The organism is Apilactobacillus quenuiae (genome assembly GCF_002994005.1).
Taxonomy (GTDB): Bacteria; Bacillota; Bacilli; order Lactobacillales; family Lactobacillaceae; genus Apilactobacillus; species Apilactobacillus quenuiae.
In genome coordinates this window covers 89,943-112,798 of the sequence record NZ_POSN01000005.1, presented here as the reverse complement: position 1 = coordinate 112,798, position 22,856 = coordinate 89,943, and the positions used below count along the sequence as shown (strand labels likewise).

Here is a 22,856-nt window from a genome sequence, read left to right as displayed (position 1 = left end):
AGAATATGATGACGCTTACAAATCATACATCCAAGGTAGAATCGATGCTAAGAACAAATTAGCAGCCGATGCCAAGGCAGTAGCCCAAGCTACTAAAGATGGAATCGATGATGCTGCAAGTAATGATATTGATAGTCATCAAAGTAAATACCCAGGAGATACAGGTGCTTCAACGGATGCAGCTAATAAGCAGAAACAAGCTTATAGTAATGCTAAAGAAGCCTTTAATAAAGGATATGCTGATGATGAAGGATATGTTGCAACTGCTCAAACTAATAATCAAGGTGATGCCTATAACACTGGACGTGCAGTTAGAGCAGCAGTGAAAGATGCAGAAAGTGGTATTAATAATGTTACAGATGCACAAAATAATTCTGCTAGTGCCTACAATAAAGACTATCGTCCAGGAACTATTTGGACCGAAGGTCAAAAGCAAGCATACCAAAATGGTTTGCAAGCATATCAAGATGGACTAAATAGTAATCAACAAGCTGCTCGAAGGGAACCAGACACAACACAGAACAAAGCCTATCAAGCAGGTCAAGCTTATGAACAAGGTATCCACGATGCCGAACAAGGCAATAGTAATTCAGCATCTAAATATGCTGGAGATTCAACAGCTTCAAATGCATATAACACAGCACAACAAGCTTATAATGATGGCTTAAATGGAAAAACTGATACTGCAAATGCAAAGAATAGTCCGGAAGCAAATAAAGCTGGATCAGCTACTCGAGATGGTATCCACGATGCCGAACAAGGCAATAGTAATTCAGCACCTAAATATGCTGGAGATTCAACAGCCTCAAATGCATATAATACAGCACAACAAGCTTATAATGATGGCTTAAATGGAAAAACTGATACTGCAAATGCAAAGAATAGTCCAGAAGCAAATAAAGCTGGATCAGCTACTCGAGATGGTATCCACGATGCCGAACAAGGCAATAGTAATTCAGCATCTAAATATGCTGGAGATTCAACAGCTTCGAATGCATATAATACAGCACAAAATGCATACAATGCTGGTAAAAATGGTGATAATAGTAGTACAACCGCTAAGTCTAATTCAGCAGCTAATAATGATGGATATAATAAATATACTAATTCAAACAATTCAAATAATTCCTATATTCCAAGCACTCCATCTAATTCAGATAAAGACAAAGGCAGTAATAACTTTATTAACGGTAATTCTAATAATGAAAATAACCATTCAGCAGCATATAACAATGGTTACGATCGTTCACAACAAGGATTTAATGATGGTATAAATAATAAGCCTAATATGAATCCTACAGATAATAGTTATAATAATGGATATCAAGCTGCTAAAAATTATCAAAGAGGAGAATCTGATGCTAGTCGTGGAATCCCTCGTGATAATAATGGTAGTTATGCTTATAATAGTGGTTATGATGCATATGAGGATGGTCATAATAATAAGGCACGTAATGATAGTGGAATGAATAATTCTTATAAGAAAGCTTATAACGATGCTTATAACAATGGGAAAACTCATGCAGCTAATAAGAATCGTAATTCTTTGAAGTCTAAGAAGAATATTAAGCACAAATCAAATCAAATTCTTCGTGCTACTCGTGCTGGATATAAACGTGGTAGTGCCCTTGATTCACCTGCTAAATTAATAGGTCGTTCTAAAGCATATAAGAATGCATATATGAAAGCATATATAAGAGCTATTAAGCGTGATATTCCACGTTATGTTTATAATCTAAAGAAAATTTATCGTCATAGTAAACCTACTTTAACCCGTAAAACTAGGAACGCTAAGTATATAAAGACAAGTCTTCGTAATCGTCATACCTTTAGAGTATATGGTTATGGTTTTACTCCTGGTCGTCACTTAGTATTTAGAGTTAAGGGCGGTTGGATCAGTGCTGCTAAATCATCAATCGCTGATTTATACTACAGACGTAGTGAGAAGAAACATGATCAAAAAGTTCGTGTAATTCGTAATCATGGTACTTACATTTATAATAATAAGCACTTTGATCGTCACAATGAGGTTAAATATCTACACACTGGACAAATTGTTCATATTAAGAAGCTTGAAAAATCAGGTCATATTACTAGATTCTATTTAGGAGATGGTAAGTATCTATCAAGCAACAAGAAGATTGTTCATCGTATAAATTAATGTCATTGTAATTTAAAATAAGGTCTATGGTTTAAAGCCATAGACCTTATTTTTAAGCTATTTATTTGAAAAAAATATTCAATGTATAATACAATTTAATTGTTAATGATAATTTAATAATTATGTAATATTGTTTCAATTCATTTTATAGAAAAGGAGTTGTTATTAATTGCAATATAATAAAAATCAATTTAATAAAGTAAATGACAAAAAAGTCATGAGAAAGGTTAAAAAGCAATGGGTTGTCGCATCTGTTGCTACTTTAGCTGTTTTAGGTGGTTTCGCTGTAAGTGGAACTCTATCTATGAATCAACCTACAAGTGAAGTAGTGGCACATGCTGCTCCTAATTCTGGAGATCCAGCTGATAATACACCTAGTTCAGATGCTACTAATTCTGTAGATAAAGCACAAACATCTATTGACAATGATAAAACTTCAGCAACAAATAATAAGCAAAATGTTGATACAATTAAAAGTGGAAGTAATTTTTCTAATGCCTCTAATCAACAAATAAATGAAGATAGTGCTGTTGCAAGCAATGGTGTTAATACCATAAGCGATCAATCTAACGCTGTTAGCGGTTATATTGCTAACAGATCAAATGCTGGACGTAATGGATTAAACACTAGTGCTGAAGGTACAAATGCTACCCAAGCTCAAGCAACAGCTCATTCTGCTAAACAGGATACTGATCATGCTTCAAGTGATGCTAGTATCCAAAACTCTGCTGCAGATATAGCTAATTCAGCATCAGCAGATAATAACGATATACAAAATAGTAAAGAAAGTGCAACAAGTAATTTCAATAAAATTAAAGATGACTATACAGCTGCAAGTAATGCTAATGACAGAAATCAAGCACTTGGCTCTAATGGTAGTTCTGGTGTAACTGATATATATAATAGTATAAAAGATGATTATAATAATGCATCGGCAGATTATAATGGAACAGTATCCAGTTCATCTATATCTTCTAATGCTGCCTCTGCAGATTCTGATAACACAAATATTCAGAATAATAGAAACAATATTAGTGATAAAAACAATTATGGTACAGCTACTACTAATAATATTTCAAAAAAAGCTGATTTTGATAGTGATCAATTGAGATTAGAACAAGATTCATACAATAATCTTAATAGTTTAAAAACATCTATAGATGATGCTGCTAATGAAATTTCTCAGAAATATAAGGATGCAGAAACTCAATCTGGTAAGCTTACTAATTTGTTAAATGATCCAAAATATCAAGCAAATAATGGTGCTTATGATGCATGGAGTCAAATCCAATCAGCACAATCAAATGGTTCAAATGCATCTTTTGTTCCTAGCATGTCAGGAACTAATAATACTTCAGCTTATTCAGATGGATTTAATGGTGTAGCACATGCTTGGGAATCTTACAATAGCTTTAATAGTAAGGCTGGAACTCAAGGAGTACAAGATTATACTGATCATAATAGTAATGATCCTAGTTCAGTTGATTCATTCTTTAATAGTGGGAAATCTAGTATTCAAAAAAATGGTGATGTTAAAGTCATCATTCCCCAAGATCCTAATGCTACTAAGCAAAATGAATCAGAATCCATTGTGGATGGCAATCAAACTACAGAATACAACCAGGGAATAACTTATTTCTTAGCTCATCAAGGTACTGTAGATGCTGAAAGTGGTAGATGGACTGGAAAATTTGGTAATAGTTCTTATACACCAACTAATGATTCACAAAATGCTTATGATCAAGCATATAGAGGTGCGCAAGATGCAATAGGACAACAATTCGATGGTAATAATATGTTGAAAACAAATCCATCTAGTTTTAATCCATCAACAAGCAATCAAGATTCTAATTATTTATCTGGATTTAAGGATGTAATAAAACAAGTTCAGTCTGGTACAGCATTTATTTCTAATCCAACTCAAATGAATAATGTTATTGCTTATGGATATGATTCTCAAATACCTGATTCTTCTGGCCAATCATACAAGTCAGCAGGTGGTACCATTAATAGTAATAATATTATTAAAAATATTAAAATCTTAAATGATTTAGATTTTAGCAAGACTAATACTTCTGGTAATGGGGGTTATACTTACATTAACCCTGAAGTAAGCAACTTTAAGTTAACTTATGATGGACAAAACCATATTATTGATATGGGAGGATTAACAATTTCTGTTAACCAAGGTAATAGCAGTATGCCTAATCTAACCGTTAAAAATTTTGCTACTATATATGGTAATGATTACTGGGGTTCATTCAAAATACAGACTTATGGTAATTTAAAATACTCTAATTTAACATATATTGGTGCTGAAATGTCTAATGCTACAAAAGCTAATGTATCAGTTGAAAATAATTTGAATATATTCACCGTAAATGGTTATAAAACTCCATTTTCTACCGCTAATAGTATTCAAGGCTCAAACAACAATCAGGAAAATCTTGAAGTTGGTACACTTACTATGGAAAATGGGAGTAGGTATTATGGTAGTACAGTCGATGGAAATAATTTGGAAATTGGAATGGATACTACCGGTAATGTTGAATTAAAGAATAATTCACATATGAAATTATTACCTCAATATAATGGTAACAGTGCTGAACATAATACTTATCCAACTGGTATATATTTAAACACTGGGAGTTTATCTATTGATCCTGGTGCTGAGATTGATATTGTTCCTACACAATCAGGTTCATCAGGCTTAGCCACAGGTTTAGATATTGAAAGCGGTTCTGTTAATATAAATGGTGGTATTTTAAATATAGATGATAATGGATACTTGAATCATGATGCTAATACTATTAAGGGTACTTTAAATGTAAGAGATAATGGATTACTTAAGATATATGGTCATAATTTGAGTGGATTTTCTAATGCTTTATTATCATCAAATGGTTTAAATATTACTAATAGAGGTAATCTAGATTTATCTACAGATGGAACTGGTAGTAATCCTACGTTGCTAAATAACTCCAGTTCATTTAATATAGATAATCCTGGTAATAATGTAACTTTACAAATTAATAAACAAAGTAATGGTCAATTAGGGCAAGGTAAATTATTTAGTAATCCTATAACTGCATATTCTGTAAACTACATTAAAAATGATACTGGAGATACACCAAGGAATAGTGATAAGTATAATGGTCCATACTATGAAGTTGTTGTTCCCACAGGTAGTTCATCGGGTAACAGCATTCAATATATTGACCCTACTACTGGTAAGCTAGTTAATGATGATAGTAGTAAAATTACTACCAGTACTAGATATTTATCTTTTACAGCTACACCTAATGTATTCTTTAGAGATAAGATTAGTGTTCCGCAAAATGATCAAGGAAAATATGACTTAAATGGTGCTTTATCTTTGAGTAATGTACCTCATGATGCCAAAGGACAAGTTTATATTAACGTAAATGTAAATGGAAGTCCGCAAAGTAATGATTTTGGTAAAAATGGTACTTTATCTTTATATGATTCTAATGGTAATTTTATTAAAAACTTGACTCACTCTAATGACACTTCAATTAAGCAAGTTCAAGGATTGAATAAGTATGGTACAAACACTTATACTGATGCTATAAACTTAGAAGATAACGGTATAGATAGTGGGAATGCTAATGGAGACATTATTAAATTTAGTTATCCATTAACAGATAAACCAAGTAGTGTTACTGTTTTGGCAAACTATTCTGTAACTAGTCAAAAACAGAGTATAAATGGTGATGGAACAAATAATTTTACTAATGCTTTATCTAATCCTATAAGACCTTCTGATGATGTAATTGGTACCGATAGTGTTAAATTAACGCAACCATTTACTCCTACTGTTCAATCTGCTCAAGCTGCAGGTTCATCTGATGGGAATACAGCATTTGAAAAATCAAATATTGAAAACCACACAAACGGTTCAAAATGGACCACTACTTATTCATCTGTTCAACAACCTGATATTCAGAATAGTTATATAAATTCATACAATAGTGGTTATGAACAAGCCCAAGCTAAATTTAAGAATTCACTAAAAACTAATGGAAATGATGGTTCAGACTATGGTAATGCATATGTAGATGGTGCTAATAGTCAAAACAAACCTGCCAGTGGTGATACTCAACAAGAAGGATATAGTGTTGCTCAACAAGCTAAAAAAGATGCAGTTAATGCAACTTCTGGAGCAAACTACAATAGTTCAAGCGATGTATCATTACCTGCTGGATATAATGCTGGAACTCCTAAAGCATTAACTTATCAATCAGCATATTATGGTGCATATGAAGCAAAACAAAATGCTACCAATAATAATCAGTTAAGTAATCCTGATAAAGTATCCCAAGCTGCTTATGATACTCAACGTGGTGCCAGTGATTTCTTGAATGGACAAGAAAATGGTTCTCACAGTTCTGGTGCTTCTGATAGTAGTTTATATAATAACGGTTACGGTGATGCACAAAAGGGTTATAGTGATGCGATAAATGCTAGTTCAGATAAGAAACTAATCAATGATGATAGTAATTATAATGTTGAAGGTCAACAAGGAATTGCTGCAGCTAATAGTGCGTATGATGGTTATCATGGTGCTGAAAACAATGGTAATCCTCAAAATGGTAATTATCCTAGTGGAAGTTCTTATTCTAAAGATTCTGAAGCTGCATATAATGGGGTTGCTGATGCAATTGCCAAAGTTAAAAAAGGTGATGATAGTAAACCATCTGGTTCTGGTGCATATATAAACGCATATAATAATGCCAAAGCAAATGCTAATAAAGCAAATAATGCTGGTAACAATGATTTCTTACAAGGGAAACCTTCTAAACCAGATGATGTTACACCATCATTATCCAATGCTGAAAAATCAGTTTACACTAATGCATATAGTAATACTCAAAAAGGCTATCAAGAAGGTTTACAATCTTCACCCAATAAGACTGCAGAACCTAGTGATCATAATGAAAAATCAGGATATGATGAGGCTGGTAAAGTAGCAAAGGGCTATCAAGATGCGATTAATGATTTTTATAATAATGGAGTAAAAACATTACCTGGTAGTAATACTCACAAAGATGAACAAGGCTATCAAGATACAATTAGAGGCTTAATTGATGGTTCTACATCTGATCAAAGTACTACTAATAAACCAAGCCCAAATAATTCTCCATTATATGATATTGCTCGTGCTCAAAGCATGGGATCTAAACACGGAATTAGTGATGCAAAGAAGTCTCCTTCAGTTAACAGTTCTGATGTTCCAGAAGGCAGCAATGTAGATCCTCAATATTATAAAACTGCTTATGATGCTGCACAAAAAGGATATAATGGTACTTCAAATTATGAATCTGGACAAAATAATAATCCTATTTATACAAACTCATTTGATCAAGGTGCTCAACAAAAAGGTGCTGATGATTTCTTAAATAATAATGATACTAATCCAGACAATAGTACTGATTATGGTAGAAATTATCGTAAGGGTCATACTGATGCTCAAAGAGCTTATGAAAATCCTGACAATAAAAATGATGAAAGCGAAGCATCAAATACTGGTGCAAATGCAGCAAAATCAAAGGATAGTGGGTATAAAGATGCACAAGACTCTAATATTCATGGACCTAAAGACCCAACAAATCCAGATTATGTAAATGCATACTGGGGAGCTAAAGCTGGTGCTAATACTGGAGATACGCCATCAACATCTGTTAATACAAATTCATTGGCATATAAAGATGCTAATAAAGAAGCTCAAAAAGATGCTGCTAATGGTGCTCAACAATATTTAAATGATAAATTAAACAACAAGACACCATTGCAACCTTCAGGTTCTGATGTTTTATATAATCAAGGTTATAACAATCAAAAAGCATATGATGATGGTTATAATAATCCAAATACTCAAAAAACATTATCAACTAACGGTGAAAATGATGCATATGCAGCTGGACAAAATGCCAACAAGAATGGAAATGGTTATCAAGCTGCCCAACAAAATAAAGATGGTGATGGTTCTCAAGAATTTAATGGAGCTAAACAAGGTTTTGCTGATGCTAAGTCTGGAAGCCAATTTAATCCTTCTAATAAGATGCCATCTAATTTAGATGATAAAGGTCAAATTGCTTACCAATCATCTTATGCAAAAGCATATGCTGAAGCATCTGCACAAATGAATAAGGGTGCACAACAATATACTGCTGATAAGAATGGTAATGCTTCTACAAATGGTAAAACTGTTGATCCTAATTCTAATGAAGATGCTCAATCATTCAATCAAGGATATAATAATCAAAAAGCATATGATTCTGGACTAAATTCTAGTGGATCAAATCAAAACGTATATCCTAATGGAACGAAGAATCCATATCCTGATGGTTCCCCAGAAGCTAAGGCATATGACAAAGGATTGGCTGCTAAATCAAATAAAACTAGTGCTCAACAAGATGCTGCTGGAAATGGTGCACAAAATACAGAGAAACCTGATTCATATAATGGAGCTTTAGCTGGATATGAAGATGGTGCTAATGGGAACCCATCAGATAGTAATATTGGTAAATCATCTGAATATCAAAATGCTTACAATAATGCATTTGGTGATATGCAAAAATCTAGAGCAGCTGGAGCCAAAGATTTCTTTGATCAAGTTAATGGTGATAATTTAGACAATGTAAATCAAGTTAATCCAGCAAGAAGTAAGACACAAGGCGATACTTCCATTGAAGGCAAAGCACAAAATAATGCATTTGCTGAACAACAAGGTTATGCCGCTGGAATAGCTAATGATACTGAAAATAAGAATCCATATCAACAAGATCCTGATAGATCAACATATAATAAAGGTTTTAATGAAGCAAAAGCCGCTAAGCAAGGCTATGAAGCTGCTCAAAAGTCAACTGATCCAACTAAGCAAACAGCTGACCAAGTAACTAATCCTTCATTAAATGATGATAAAGAAAAGGTTGGATATACTGCAGCTGCTAAAGCATATCAAGATGTTAAAGATGGTAAGCAAACTGATAATTCTAATCAATCACCTGAATATCAAATGGCTTACAATATGGCATATAATGTTGATAAATCTGCTGCTAATAATGGATCTCAGAGCTTATTAAACAATCCAAATGCTACATCTGATAATCCTTATAATGATAAACCAGAAAAATCAGCAGAAAAATCATTATATGATCAAGGATTTAACGATAGTAAAGATGGTTATAATTCTGTAATGGATAAATCTAAGGCTTCATCTAATCCAAATACTCAATCTGATGCATATAATAAAGGTGCACAATTAGCTAATAACTTATTAAACGGTATTAAATCAGCAGCTAAGGGTGATAAGAGTGCTCCAAGTACTGATAAAGATATTACTAATGGATTTAATGTAGCTAATGAAGCAATTAAGAATGCAGTTAATGATTCAAAGAGTAATAAGAACCAAGGAACAGATGGAAAGTTAGATCCTTCTAAGATTTCTGTGCCAAATGATGTTCCTACTTCAGCTACACAAGCATATATTGATGTATATAAAGGTGCATACAATGGTTACAATGCTGGATTAAATGGTGGTAGTCAAACACCTGATGCATCTAAAGATGCTGATTATGTAAATAATCCTGCATATCAAGCTGCTTATGATAATACCTTTAAACAAGGACAAAATGATATTCCAGCACCTTCATCAAATAATAACGATAATGGTGCAGCCGCTGCAGGATCATTAGACTTTTTAGATAATAATCTTCCTAAGAAGAATTTTGATGATCAAGATCAACAAAATGCATATCAAAACGCCTACGCTGATACTGATAGAGGATTTAAAGCCGCTGTTGCTAATATGAATCCTAATGCAAATGGATCTAAGTATTACAACAATGGTTATGATGCTGGTAAGCAAGGCTTGGCTGGTATTAATGATGCTAAAGACAAATCACAAGCAAACCCTAACGGTAATGCTGCTTATAAGAATGGTTATACTGGTTACCAAGCAGGTATTGATGCTGCAAAACGTTCTGCTAAAGATAGTAAAAACAGTAAGAATGATTTAGTAGATAAAGGTATCGTATATTCATATGCTTATAAACAAGCTGTTAAGACAGAAAATCGTCGTCAAAACAATCTAGGTGCTAAAGCTGGATATGAAATGGCTAGAAAGTCACATATTTATCCAACTAACTTAAGTAGCAAGCATTCACAAGCATATATTAATGCTTATACTAAGGCTTATAGAAAAGAATTAGCACGTAGAATGCCAAGATATATTTACAACTTAAAGGGTATGTTTAGACATTCTAATGCTAAATTTACTAGGGCTAGTCGTATTAAGGGATATAAGAAGACACCAAGATACGCTTCTCATGTATTTAAGGTAGAAGGTATCACTTATTCTAAGACTGGACTTCCTAGATATATTGTTCGTGGCGGTGGAATGGTCACTGCTAGTGGCGATTATGTTGCTAATGCATATTACCAACGTAATGAAACTAAGCCAAACCAAAGAATCCGTGTAATTAAGCCACAAGGTACTTTCATTTACAATAGCAAGCACTTCAATAAGAAGACTGCTGTTAAGAAGCTTAACAAGAACAAAACAATTCGTGTTAAGAGAGTAGAAAATATCGGTAGCATTACCAGATTCTATATTGGTGACGGCAAGTATATTTCAAGCAACAAGACAATTGTTGAAACTGTACGTTAACTGAATAAATTAATTCAAAAAAGAGTTTATCTAATTGTTAGATAAACTCTTTTTTATTGCTTAAATTTATATTACCAATCTTATAATTATATGGTGATTGTATCACCCTTTTTAATAAGCAAATTATTATATGCATTTTTAATTAAGTAATAAAATAAAGTTGTAGGGAAATATAATAAGTTATTATTATAAAGTATATTTAGAAGGTGATTTTATTATGCAATATAATAAAAATAAATTTCAAAAAGTAAATGATAAAAAGGTAATGAAGAAAGTCAAAAAGCAATGGGTGGTTGTTTCCATCGCTTCTTTGGCCATGCTAGGTGGTATTGCTACAGCATATGGTACAACTGATTTTGTAGTACATGCTGATAATAATGACAGTACACTTATACTAAGAAAACAGTCTAAAGTACAATCTCAAGAAAAAATTGTGCCTAATAATCAACAAGTAGGTATTAATAAATCTGTTTTACCAAATTCTGATCAAAAAAGTGAATCAGGTAATGATGTAGTGGCACAAAATGATGTTGAAGCTTCAAATAACGATTCATCTAAAGAAACTACATATCAAAAAGTAAGTAAACAGTCTCATGTTTCAACACCAAATAAAGAAAATCAAATATCATCAAATAGTAGTGATGATAAATCAGCTCCAAAAGTATCACCTAAAAATAACAAAGTGGCAGATAATGATAAAGGAAGTCAAGTATCATCAAATAGTAGTGACAATGAGATAGATTCAAAAGTATCACCTAAAGATAACAAAATTACAGGTAATGATAAAGGAAGCCAAATATCACCAAGTAGTAGTGATGATAAATCAGTTCCAAAAGTATCTCCACAAAACAACAAAATAAACGATAATGATGTTAATTCATTAGATGTTAATAATGATCAGGCTCAATCTGATTCTGAAAACCAAAGTACAGATAATCAAGATAAAGGTAGTTTTTCATCAACTCAGTTAAAGAAGGGAAAATCAGTACCTTCTAGAATGGCAGATTTAAATAGTTTAAAGGCATCTGCTGCTCAACAAGATAATTCAGTTGCAGTAGTTAATAGTGCGACTGAATTTGATAATGCTATGAATGACCAAAAAATTTATACCATTAAAGTAAATAATGATATAGATTTAGCTAATGCTAATGGTAAGGGCTATGGAGATAGTGATAAGTCTGTTAATGTTACTAGAAATGATTCAACTAGGGATTTTGTAATTGATGGCTTAAAACATGACGGGACAACTTGGTCTAACATTGATTACAGAGGAATCACATATAACATTACTGGTGTTAAGTCAGTTACATTAAAAAATCAAAATGCTTATGGAACCAGTAATAATGGTATTTTACTAAATTCTTCTTCTGGTAATGGAAATAATCAACCTACTTATTATTTAGATAATGTTCATTATGTCGGTGGCAAGATTATTAATGATACTAATGCTAATGTTATTGTTAACAATAATGTTACTGTAAATTCTCAAGGTAATTATCAAGCTTCCGGTATTAGTGGTGACACTGGTAGCCATAGTACAGATGGAAATTCTCAAAATATGCAAATCAATACATTAACTGTTAATTCAGGTGCTACTTATTCAGGGTACACTCAAAATGCTAATGTATTGGACTTATATAACTTAAATGTTAATAAAGGTGGAACCTTAAATGTAACTCCTCTTGGCAATGGAAATAACGGTAAGCCTTATATACAACATGGTGACAATACAAGTAGAGCACAAGGAATATTTGCATCTTCAAATAATGGTAATATTCAAATTTTGGGTAATTTGAATATTAATGTTTCTAGTGATGGTGCAACGGTTAATACTTCAGGAACTAATGCTTTGTACTTAACAGGATCTAATGACAGTAATGCAGAAAACACGGTAACAGGAGGACAAGGGACTAATATGTATGTTGATGGTGGAAACGTCAATGTAAATATAGTTGGAACTCCAGCCCAATATCCAGTTGACATTGAAGGTGCATTAACTGTTGAAAATAATGGTAACCTTAATATAGTTGGAAAAAACATAGGTAATTATAATAATGTTTTAACCTATGTTAATGGTGCAATTACTTCAACTAGTGGTGGAACTATTTATATAGAAGCTGATAAGATGACCGGAGGTATTGGTTCTAACCCATATATACTAGCTTTAGGTAAAAATGCAGGATCTAATTTAAATGTTACTAACCAAGGTAACTTGATTTTGAAAGCTGATGGCAGTAGTGATCCATCATTACTTTATGCTTACTCACCTGATACAAGTCAAATAAATATTAATAACCCTGGGCATAATGTTATTCTTGATTTAGATACTAAACATACTGATCCTAAGCAGAAACAAAGTAATGGATTCCTTTTAGGTAATGGAAATAAAAAGATTTCACTTAATGCTTATTCAGTTAGCTTGAATAATAAGGGTCCATATTATTTATTAAAAATTGATCAAAATGGTAATATTACGTATGAAAATGCAAATCAATCAACAGGTAGTTTAGGTACTATCGCAAATGCAAAATACTTTCAATTTTCTTCATCACCATCTGCTTTAATTAATGATGGGATGCAAATTCAAAAGTCCGATGAACACCATTATATAGTTAGTGGAACTATAAGACTAAATAACGTTCCATCTAATGATGATTCTCAACCAATTTATATAGGAATAAGTATAAATGGCAAGCCATCATTAAGCGGAACTGTTTCCAAAGTTGATAATAATGGCAATACTAAACAGGTCGTTCTTAATGGACAAGGAGTTGTAAACTCATCAAATGGCAATACTTATGGAGATGACAACAAATATACCTATACTATTAATCCAAAATACTATAGTAATAATCAAATAATACCATTCTCTTATATATTTGATGCAAGTCAATTGAATGGTAGCAGTAGTTCAAACAATGTTTCAGTAGTTGTTCATTACTATACATCAGGTATTAGAAGCACCATTGCTGATGGTAATAGTACCAAGAAGGCTACTTTGAATACAACTTTAGTTAACCCTACAACAGCAGATCGTAGTGTATCAACTGTAGATTTACCTTATAATACTATTCTGCAACAAGCTGATGCTAATCCTACTGATGCCCTTACAAAAACTAGTGCTCTAAATGATGCAATTCAGGGTCAAGATAATAGTGCTAATTATAAAGATGATGCACTTTCAACTTATCAAAAAGTACAAGATGCATATAATCTTGGATTAAAACATAATGGCTCTCAGGCTGATTATGTTTTGGCCAATAAAAATAACCCAGATTCATATCAAGCTGGGCAAGCTGCTCGTTTAGGGATTACTGATTCTATTCAAGGGATAAATCCTAATGATGATGTAGAATACAAAGGATGGTCTAGTACGTCATCTCAATATCAAGCCTTTACTAACGCACAAAAAGCATATCAACAAGGATTAAATAATCCTACTGATTCATCTAATTCAAATGCAAAATTGAATGAAACAGCATATGTTGTTGGTGTCGCAACTAATCAAGGCCTTGCTGATGTATCAATAGGTAAGAATAATAATTCCTATAATGCAAGTGATTTTAATAATAGTGGTGATTTGCAACATCAAGCATATGATAATGTTCAAAAAGCATATCAAGCTGGAATTAATAATCCTACTGATTCATCCAAACCTGATGCTAAGTTAAATCCAACTGCTTATTTAATTGGTCAAGCAAGTAATTATGGTTTATCAGATGCTAAATTGGACAGAAATGAAGATAGTAGTGATACAAAGTATCAACATTCATGGACTCAATTACAACAAACAGCATATAAAACATCAATGGATGGTTATAATGCTGGTGCATATAGTGGATTAATTAATGGTAGTAATACAAGTAGTACTAAAAAGCCAGCCTATGATCAGGCATATTCTGATGGCTTTAATGATAAGGATCTAATTAATGCCGGATTGCAACAAGCATTAACTGATTTTAATAAGAAAAACTATACTGGTGAATATAATGGCACTAATGATATTAGTAAAGCTGCATATAATTCAGCAATGCAAGGTTATAAAGATGCATCGCTTGTCAGGACACCATACACTAATCCAAATAATCACGCAGCTGCTTATAGGATTGCTAATAACAGTGCAAAGAATGATCGGGCATCTGGATACAATGATTTTATATTTGGTAAGTTAATGTCTACAACTAATAACAATCAAGCCTATATTCAAAGCTATCAAAATGCTCAAAAGGGTTATCAAGATGCTGTTGAAGGCAAAAATGCTAGTGGCGCAACCGCTGAACAGCAAGCAACCAACGAATATCAGGCTGCACATAATAATTATTCAAATCCTAAATATAAAAATGCATATAATGCTGCATATACAAGTTTTGATCCTCAAAATGGCCAATATAATAATAATAATCATGATCAAAATGAACAAGATACTTATAATGGAGTTGCAGATTCATTTGATAAGGTAATTAAAAACAATGGTAATAAAGTGCAGCCAATTGCAGCCGATAGTACGCATTCTGTTGATTATGTATTAGCATACAATCAAGCATTGAATGACTATCAAAATTACGATGGAACACAAGACTTTATCAATGGTAACTCTAAATTATCTAATCTAAGCCAGTCTAATCAAACCATTTATAATAAGGCTTATAATGATGCTAACAGAGGTTTTCAAACTGCTTTAGATGGTAATAACATCGATAGTAATAATCAAAATGCTCAAACTGGTTTTAATGCTGCTAATGGTAGTAAGGCTCAAGATTATCAACAAGCCATTAAAGATTATTATACAAATCCTAGTGGAAACTTTCATGGTGATGATATATATAATGCAACTATTTCAGGAATTAAAGCAGATAATACTATTACATTTGGACATTTGTTGCCATTCTATAATGCAGCTAAAGACCAGAATGATGGTAAAAATAAATCATTGAATATAGTTAATAATATTAATGTGTTTAATAATCCCAATTCTCAACCAAGATCTCTTGATCCAAGAAATGAAAGAAATAAGAGCTATGCATATATAGAAGCATATAATGCTGTAATTAATGGTTATAATGATGGTTTTAAAAATCAAAATAATTATAGTGGCATTAATTCAGACAATTCTTATAAATTATCATATAATTCAGGGAACAAGATAGGTGCCAATGATGCTGGTGCTAATGATTTCTTTAATGGAAATTATAACAATATTACCGAACTTAGTTCATATCAAGCACAAAGAACCAGTGATTTAGCTTATATGCAAGGATATAATGATGCAACTGACGGCTTTAATATGGGAGTACTGGATTCTACTAACTATAAAAATAATTCATCGTATATAGATGGTTCCAAGGAATTTAAAGATGCTGCTGATCAAGGCAGGTTACAATCTTCAGATTATAACCAAGGATTAATAGCTAGAACGCAATCTAAAACTCCTAATAGTGGTGATCACTCCAACGACTTTGATAATAATGCTTCTGATACTTATAATGGAATTGCTTCCGTTATTAGCGACTATAAAAATAATTTAACAGCGAAGAATAATAGTTCAACTTCTCGATTAGATTTTAATAATAATAATTCACCAATATTTAAATTAGCTTACAATGAAGAATTACAAAATTTGAATGTAGCGATGAATACTGCTCAAAGTGATTTTAATTCTGGAAAACCATCAACCCCTGGTGATATTTCAGCTTCACAAGAGCAACCTATTTATCAGATATCTTATTCTGACTATCAAAAAGGTTATCAAGAAGGCTTGAGTGGACAACAATCCGATGGTAGTACGCAAACGACTAATGAATTTGCTGGAATTAACGCTGCCATTAAAGTGCTTAACGGATACCAAGCAGCCTTAAACAATTTTAACCAGGATCATAGTACGAACGCTTCTTATACGGGTGATAATCAAAAAGCTTATGCTGAAGCTTTAAGTGGTTTGAAAGATGGTTTTGCTGGCAATAATAATAATCAAAATAAAACTGCTATTTATGCTTTTGCTAATTCACAACAATTAGGAATTAGGGATGCGTTAAGTAAAATTAATCAAAACACTCCAGATATCAATACTAAGGATATTGGTTTGGATAATGTTTCATCGATAAATACCCAAGCTGTTAATACTAATGCTTATAAAACTGCTTATAATAGTATTCTAGATGGCTATGCTGATGGTCTGGCAAATAATGCTACTGCCAAGAAAAATAATCCTGAAGATAACGATAAAACAAATTATGATGTTGGGTATCAACAGGCTTACCAACTAGGAAGAAATCAAGCGGGTGCTAATGATTATCTAGCTGACAAAGCACCAGTTGATGAATCAAGTGATTATCAAAATGGCTATGGTCAAGCTAAATCAGGATTTTCAAAGGGCATTTCGAATGGTAATTCTGCTAAGCAAGAATCTGCATATACTACTGGTAGTAAAGAATATCAGCAAGGTGTTGATCTTGGAATTGGTAGTCATGATAATTATTGGGTTGGATATAACAAAGCGCAAAGTATCTATGCTCCAACTCAAAATGATAATAATGAACAATCATTATCAGGTAATGACCAGAAAGATGCCTATAGTGGATTTGCTAAAGCCGTAAATGATGCTGAGGCTAGTGAGAGTGGAGATTTGCAACAATTAGGTGACCAGGATACTCAAGACAGCCTTGTATTCAAATTTGCTTACAATAATGCTTTAATGGGTATTAAGAATGCTCGTAAGCAAGCAATAGATGACTTTAATAAACAACAAACTAATTCATTACATCCAAGTGATCAAGCTTATGTATCAGTTTACGATAATGTAAAAAGTACCTATCAAAATGGTTATCAAGAAGCATTAAATAATCCAAATCTTGATACTGCAACTATTAATAAGATGTTGCCTAATGAGCAAAGTGGTTATCAATCCGCCAAATCATTGTCTAATGGTTATAAGGATGCTATTGATGCTTACTATACTAAGGGGATTACTAAAGTTGAATCAACTGACCCTAAATATAATGAAACAGGATATCAAGAAGCTCTCAAAGGACTAATTGATAACAAAACAGATGATAGGAGTAATATTTCATCAAATCTACCCCTTTATGAAATTACTCGTGCTCAGAGTATGGGTACTAATGGTGGAATTAGTGATGCTCAATCTAAGAATAACGATAATGACTATTATAAATTAAATAACCCTAGCATTAATGCACAAGCATATAAAATCGCTTATGACGCAGCTAAAACTGGTTACCAAGCAATTGATAATAGTGGTAATGGTTATGACAATTCACAATCTAATAATCCAGTTTATGTAAACGCCTTTAACCAAGGTGCTCAACAAAGAGGTGCCAATGATTTTGTTAAGGGGAATAGTCAAAATGTTCCGGGAAATGCACCATTTGCTAATGCTTATAATCAGGGTGTAACTACCGCTTCAAATGCTTATAATGGTTCTCCTACTGACCAAAGCCCTGCGTCTCAAATCGGAACAAAGGCAGCGAAAAATAAAAATGCTGGAATTACTGCAGCACAACAAATTAGTAGTGAGGTTCCCGATTCTACCAATGCTGATGAGTATAATGCTTATTGGGGTACTAAAGATGGTTATTCAGCAAACGATATACCACTTCCTTCTAGCGGACATAATGTAAATGTTAACTCTCAAGCATACAAGTCAGCTAAAAATCATGCGGAAAGTGAATCTCGTGATAATCTTCAGAAAGGGGCTCAACAATATATTAATAATCCTACCCATGAGCCAAATGAAGACGGCACTGAAAACCAGCACGCCATTGTTCAAGGTTATAATAACCAAAAGGCATATGAAGACGGATTTAATGCTCCGGATGGAACTAATACTTATCAAAATAAGGGTGAGAAGGATAGTTATAAAGCCGGTCAAGCAGCAGCTAGCGGTTATAATGATGTACAAAAAATTGCTAGTCCAACTACCCAAAATGGTGAAACTGATTCTTATAATGGAGCTGCACAAGCATTTATAGATGTTCATAATGATCAAGCTGATCCTACGGATAATAGTAAAAAGTCAACTGAATATCAAACATCTTATAATAAAGCCTTTAATCTTTATAAGCAGGCTTTACAATCAGGTTCAGATGCATATACAAATGATCCAAGTGCTCCATTTAGTAATCAATATGGAGAAAACAATCCACAAGCTACTTTGTATAGTCTAGGCAATAATGATGCAGCGTTAGGCTACAATGCAGTTATGAACAAAGCTGCTGATGATGGTAAAAATACCAGAGCTGTGCAAGCTGGTAAAAAATTAGCCAATACTTTATTGGATAAGCTTAATAATTACCTTAAGAATCCATTGAATAATAATGACGAAATTGTTAAGAAAGCAATTGATCATGCAATGCATGATGCCCAAGTACATGTTGGAACTGGTACTTTGACTCGTGATCAAATTACCGACAATAACCATTCTGCATATCAAGAATACTTAGATGTATATCATGCAGCTTATAATGCATATCAAGTGGGAAATGAAGTTACAGGAGCTAAAGCTGATGCTCAATATGCTAATAATCAAGCCTACCAAGCGGTATATAAAGCTGTGGATGCTAATCAACAAGGAGCTACTGATTTCTTAAATGGCAAGCAAGTCGCTCAACCAGCAACTAGTGAATATACAACTGGTTATAATAATGCTAAGCAAGGATATGAAAGTGCGTTGAAAGCTAGTGTTACCCCAGATAATGCTTATAGTGATACTAATCGTGGTATTATTGTAGGTAATGATGCACGTGCAGGATATCAAGGCGCATTGGAATCTGAAAATCCTCTAATCGGTCAGTATCCGACAAGTACTAACTATTCTCAAGCATCTAAGCAAGCTTATGATGGAGTAGCTGCCGCAGTCATAGATGCAACCAAGGGATTAGATAACAAACAATATAATCCAACTGCTAGTCATGCGGATAATTATGTCAATGCTTATAATGAAGTCATTGATGATTTATTTAAGAGTGCTAAAGCAGGTAAAGATGATTTTGTTAATGGTAAATCCTATGCACCAACAACTACTGGAGCAATGAAGAAAGCTTATACAACTGCTTATCAAAGTGCACAGTTAGGTTTCCAAGAAGGATTAAGTGGCAATGATATTAATCCAAGCAATCCTAATGAGCAGGCTGGATATAAATTAGTTAAGGATAATAATTTAGCTAGTGGCTATAAGCAAGCAATTCAAGACTTCTATAAAAATGGTGTAAAATCAATAGGTCAAATCAAGGATACTAATCAAGCTTATCAAGACACCATTAAAGGTCTAATTGACGGAGAAGCAGGTAATGACACTAATAATCCTAAAGATAAATCCCCATTATATGAAATTGCGAGAGCACAAAGCACAGGAGTAAAGAATGGCATTACTGATGCGCAAAGTAAAACAACGACGCCAATGCCAAAAGGCTTGAATCCATTTGCCTATAACGATGCATATCAATCAACATTAGCTGGTTATAATGCAGGCAATGCTGAGGCTAACTATGGCGATCAAAAGAACAATCCAATTTATACCAATTCATTTGACCAAGGGGCTCAACAAAGAGGTGCTGATGATTTCGTTAACGGAAAAGTTAACGAAAATGTTCCTGGAATTTCTCCATATGCTCAAGGGGCAAATGATGCACGAAACTCATATTTGAATGGTAAAGCAGTTAATGGTAGTAATGCCGCTAAGGCTGGTTACAACGCAACTACTAATATGAATTCAGGGTATGAAAATGCTGCTAATGGTAAAAAACCTGATAAGAATAACACAGTAGCTTATAATGCTTATTGGGGAGCTCAAGCTGGGGCTAATGTTGTTCAACAGGTACCAAGTGATGTTAATAAAAATTCACAAGCTTATCTTTCAGCTCAACAACAAGCTCAAAAGGAAGCTCAAGCTGGACAACAACAATATATTGCGGATAAGCAAAAAGGTGTAACTCCGTTAGAACCCCACGGTAACCAGCTATATAACCAAGGTTATAATAACCAAAAGGCATATGATGAAGGATTAGATAATCCAAATGGTAATATTGATTTCCATAATGATGGTGAAAATGCTGCTTATCAAAACGGAATCAAGGATGGGATTGGTTATCAAAAAGCACAACAATCAACTAATCCTGATCCAAATGATAACTTGTCAAATCTTTCACCGAATGCTCAAAAGGTATATAAAGCCATTGCCCAGGCTTTTCAAGATGTTAAACATGGTCGAGTCCAAAACAATGATTCAATTGATACAAAGTATAAGTCAACTTATGACAATGCTTTTGCATTATATAAATCAGCAATGAATAAAGGTAGTCAAAACTTTATAAATGATCCTAGTGCCAATATTAATAATCCTTATGATGCTTCAAATCAAGCAGCAGAGCATGGCTTATATTCAGCATCTAGTTCATCAGCTAAGGCTGGATATGATTCTGTTATCAATCCACATACAACTGAAAGTGTTACTGATCAAGCAGCATTTGTTGCTGGAAAGAATTTAGCAACCAACCTATTAAATGGTGTTAAAGCTGCTATTAGTTCTCAAAAAGTTGCTCCGAATGGAGATGAAGATGGATTTAATGCTGCTAATTTGGCAATGCAAAATGCTTTAAATGATGCAAAAGGTAATAAGAATCAAGGGCAAAATGGAAAACTTGATGTCAACAAGATTCAAATTCCGGCAGGTATTAATTCATCAGCTCATGAAGCATATTTGAATGTCTACAAGGGCATTTATAATGGATACGAAGCAGGTTTAAATGGTGGTAGTAACCATCCTACTAACGATACGGAATATACTAATAATATTGTTTATCAAGAAGCTTATGATAGTGCCATTAAGAAAGGTCAAGAAGATATACCTGCACCATCAAGTCATGCTAATGTAGCAGATAATATTACAGCACCTATTGACTTCTTGAATAATAAATTTATGACTAACTTTAGTAATCCCGAACAACAACAGGCATATCAAATAGCTTATAATGATACTAAAGTTGGTTTCTATGCTGCTTTGAATAATAAGTTAAAAGCAGTGAATGCTTCTAATTATTATGATAGTGGTTATCAAGCTGGTTCAGATGGTTTGTTAGGAATTAAAGCTGCTAAGAATAATAAACTTGCTAGTGAAAAGAATAATAAATCATATATGAATGGTTATAATGGCTATCAAGATGGAATTAGGTTTGCTAAGTCTAATGCTAAAGAAGATCGTAAGTTATCTAGGATTTATTCAAAAGATAAGAATGTTATTTATAATTATGCTTATAAACAAGCAGTTAAAGCAGAAACTCGTCGTCAACATAATCTAGGAGTTAAAGCTGGATATGAAGCAGCCAAGAGAAAATTTACTTATCTACCTCATTTAAATAAGTATTCTAATACTTATAAGGCTGCATATCGCAAAGCTTTTGATCGAGAATTAAGCAAGAAGATGCCTAGATATATTTATAATCTTAAGGCAATGTTTAAACATAATTCTAATAGATTTAATAACTCAACTAGAGCAAAAGAGTATAAACTTGTTCCAAGGGATAAAAATCATGTATTAAGAGTTATTGGTATCACTTATTCTAAGACTGGACTTCCTAGATATATTATTAAAGGCGGTGGCTTTGTAACTGCTAATAGTAAATATGTTGCTAATGCATATTACCAACATAACTACGATAAATTTAAGGTTATAAGACCTAAAGGAGCATTAGTTCATACTGGTAAGAAATTTAGTAATAAAAATGTTGTAAGAAAATTGCATCACAATGAAATTTTATATGTACTAAAAGTTGTTAGATACAATGGCATTACTAGATTGTATCTTGGTAAAGGTCAGTATGTAACTAGCAATAAGACGTATGTAGATAAACTTCATAAGTAACAATCTAAAATTGAATAGTTACTGAAAAAACACTTGTAAAAAATTTACAAGTGTTTTTTAGTATAAAATATTCAGTTTGTTTGCAATCTAATGTTTTAAAGCTTCATCAACAATATAATTTTACTATCTTA

At 32.9% G+C, this 22,856-nt stretch carries 3 protein-coding genes; all 3 read left to right on the top strand.

The window, feature by feature from the left end:
- Positions 1-2,161: DUF5776 domain-containing protein (locus C7N44_RS07400; protein ID WP_157945070.1), on the top strand; the 2,161-nt coding region annotated here is incomplete at its 5' end.
- Positions 2,162-2,330: 169 nt separating this feature from the next.
- On the top strand, positions 2,331-10,853 hold the full coding sequence (locus tag C7N44_RS07395; protein WP_105957279.1) for a DUF5776 domain-containing protein: 8,523 nt from the start codon (positions 2,331-2,333) through the stop codon (positions 10,851-10,853).
- Positions 10,854-11,070: 217 nt separating this feature from the next.
- Positions 11,071-22,725 carry a DUF5776 domain-containing protein gene (locus C7N44_RS07390; protein ID WP_105957278.1) on the top strand — a complete coding sequence of 3,885 codons (11,655 nt, stop codon included), beginning with the start codon at positions 11,071-11,073 and terminating at the stop codon, positions 22,723-22,725.
- Positions 22,726-22,856: the final 131 nt, after the last annotated feature.

What these genes read in the sequence shown, in the direction of transcription:
- C7N44_RS07390 (WP_105957278.1), top strand. Translation starts at nt 11,071, where the DNA reads ATGCAATATAATAAAAATAAATTTCAAAAAGTAAATGATAAAAAGGTA.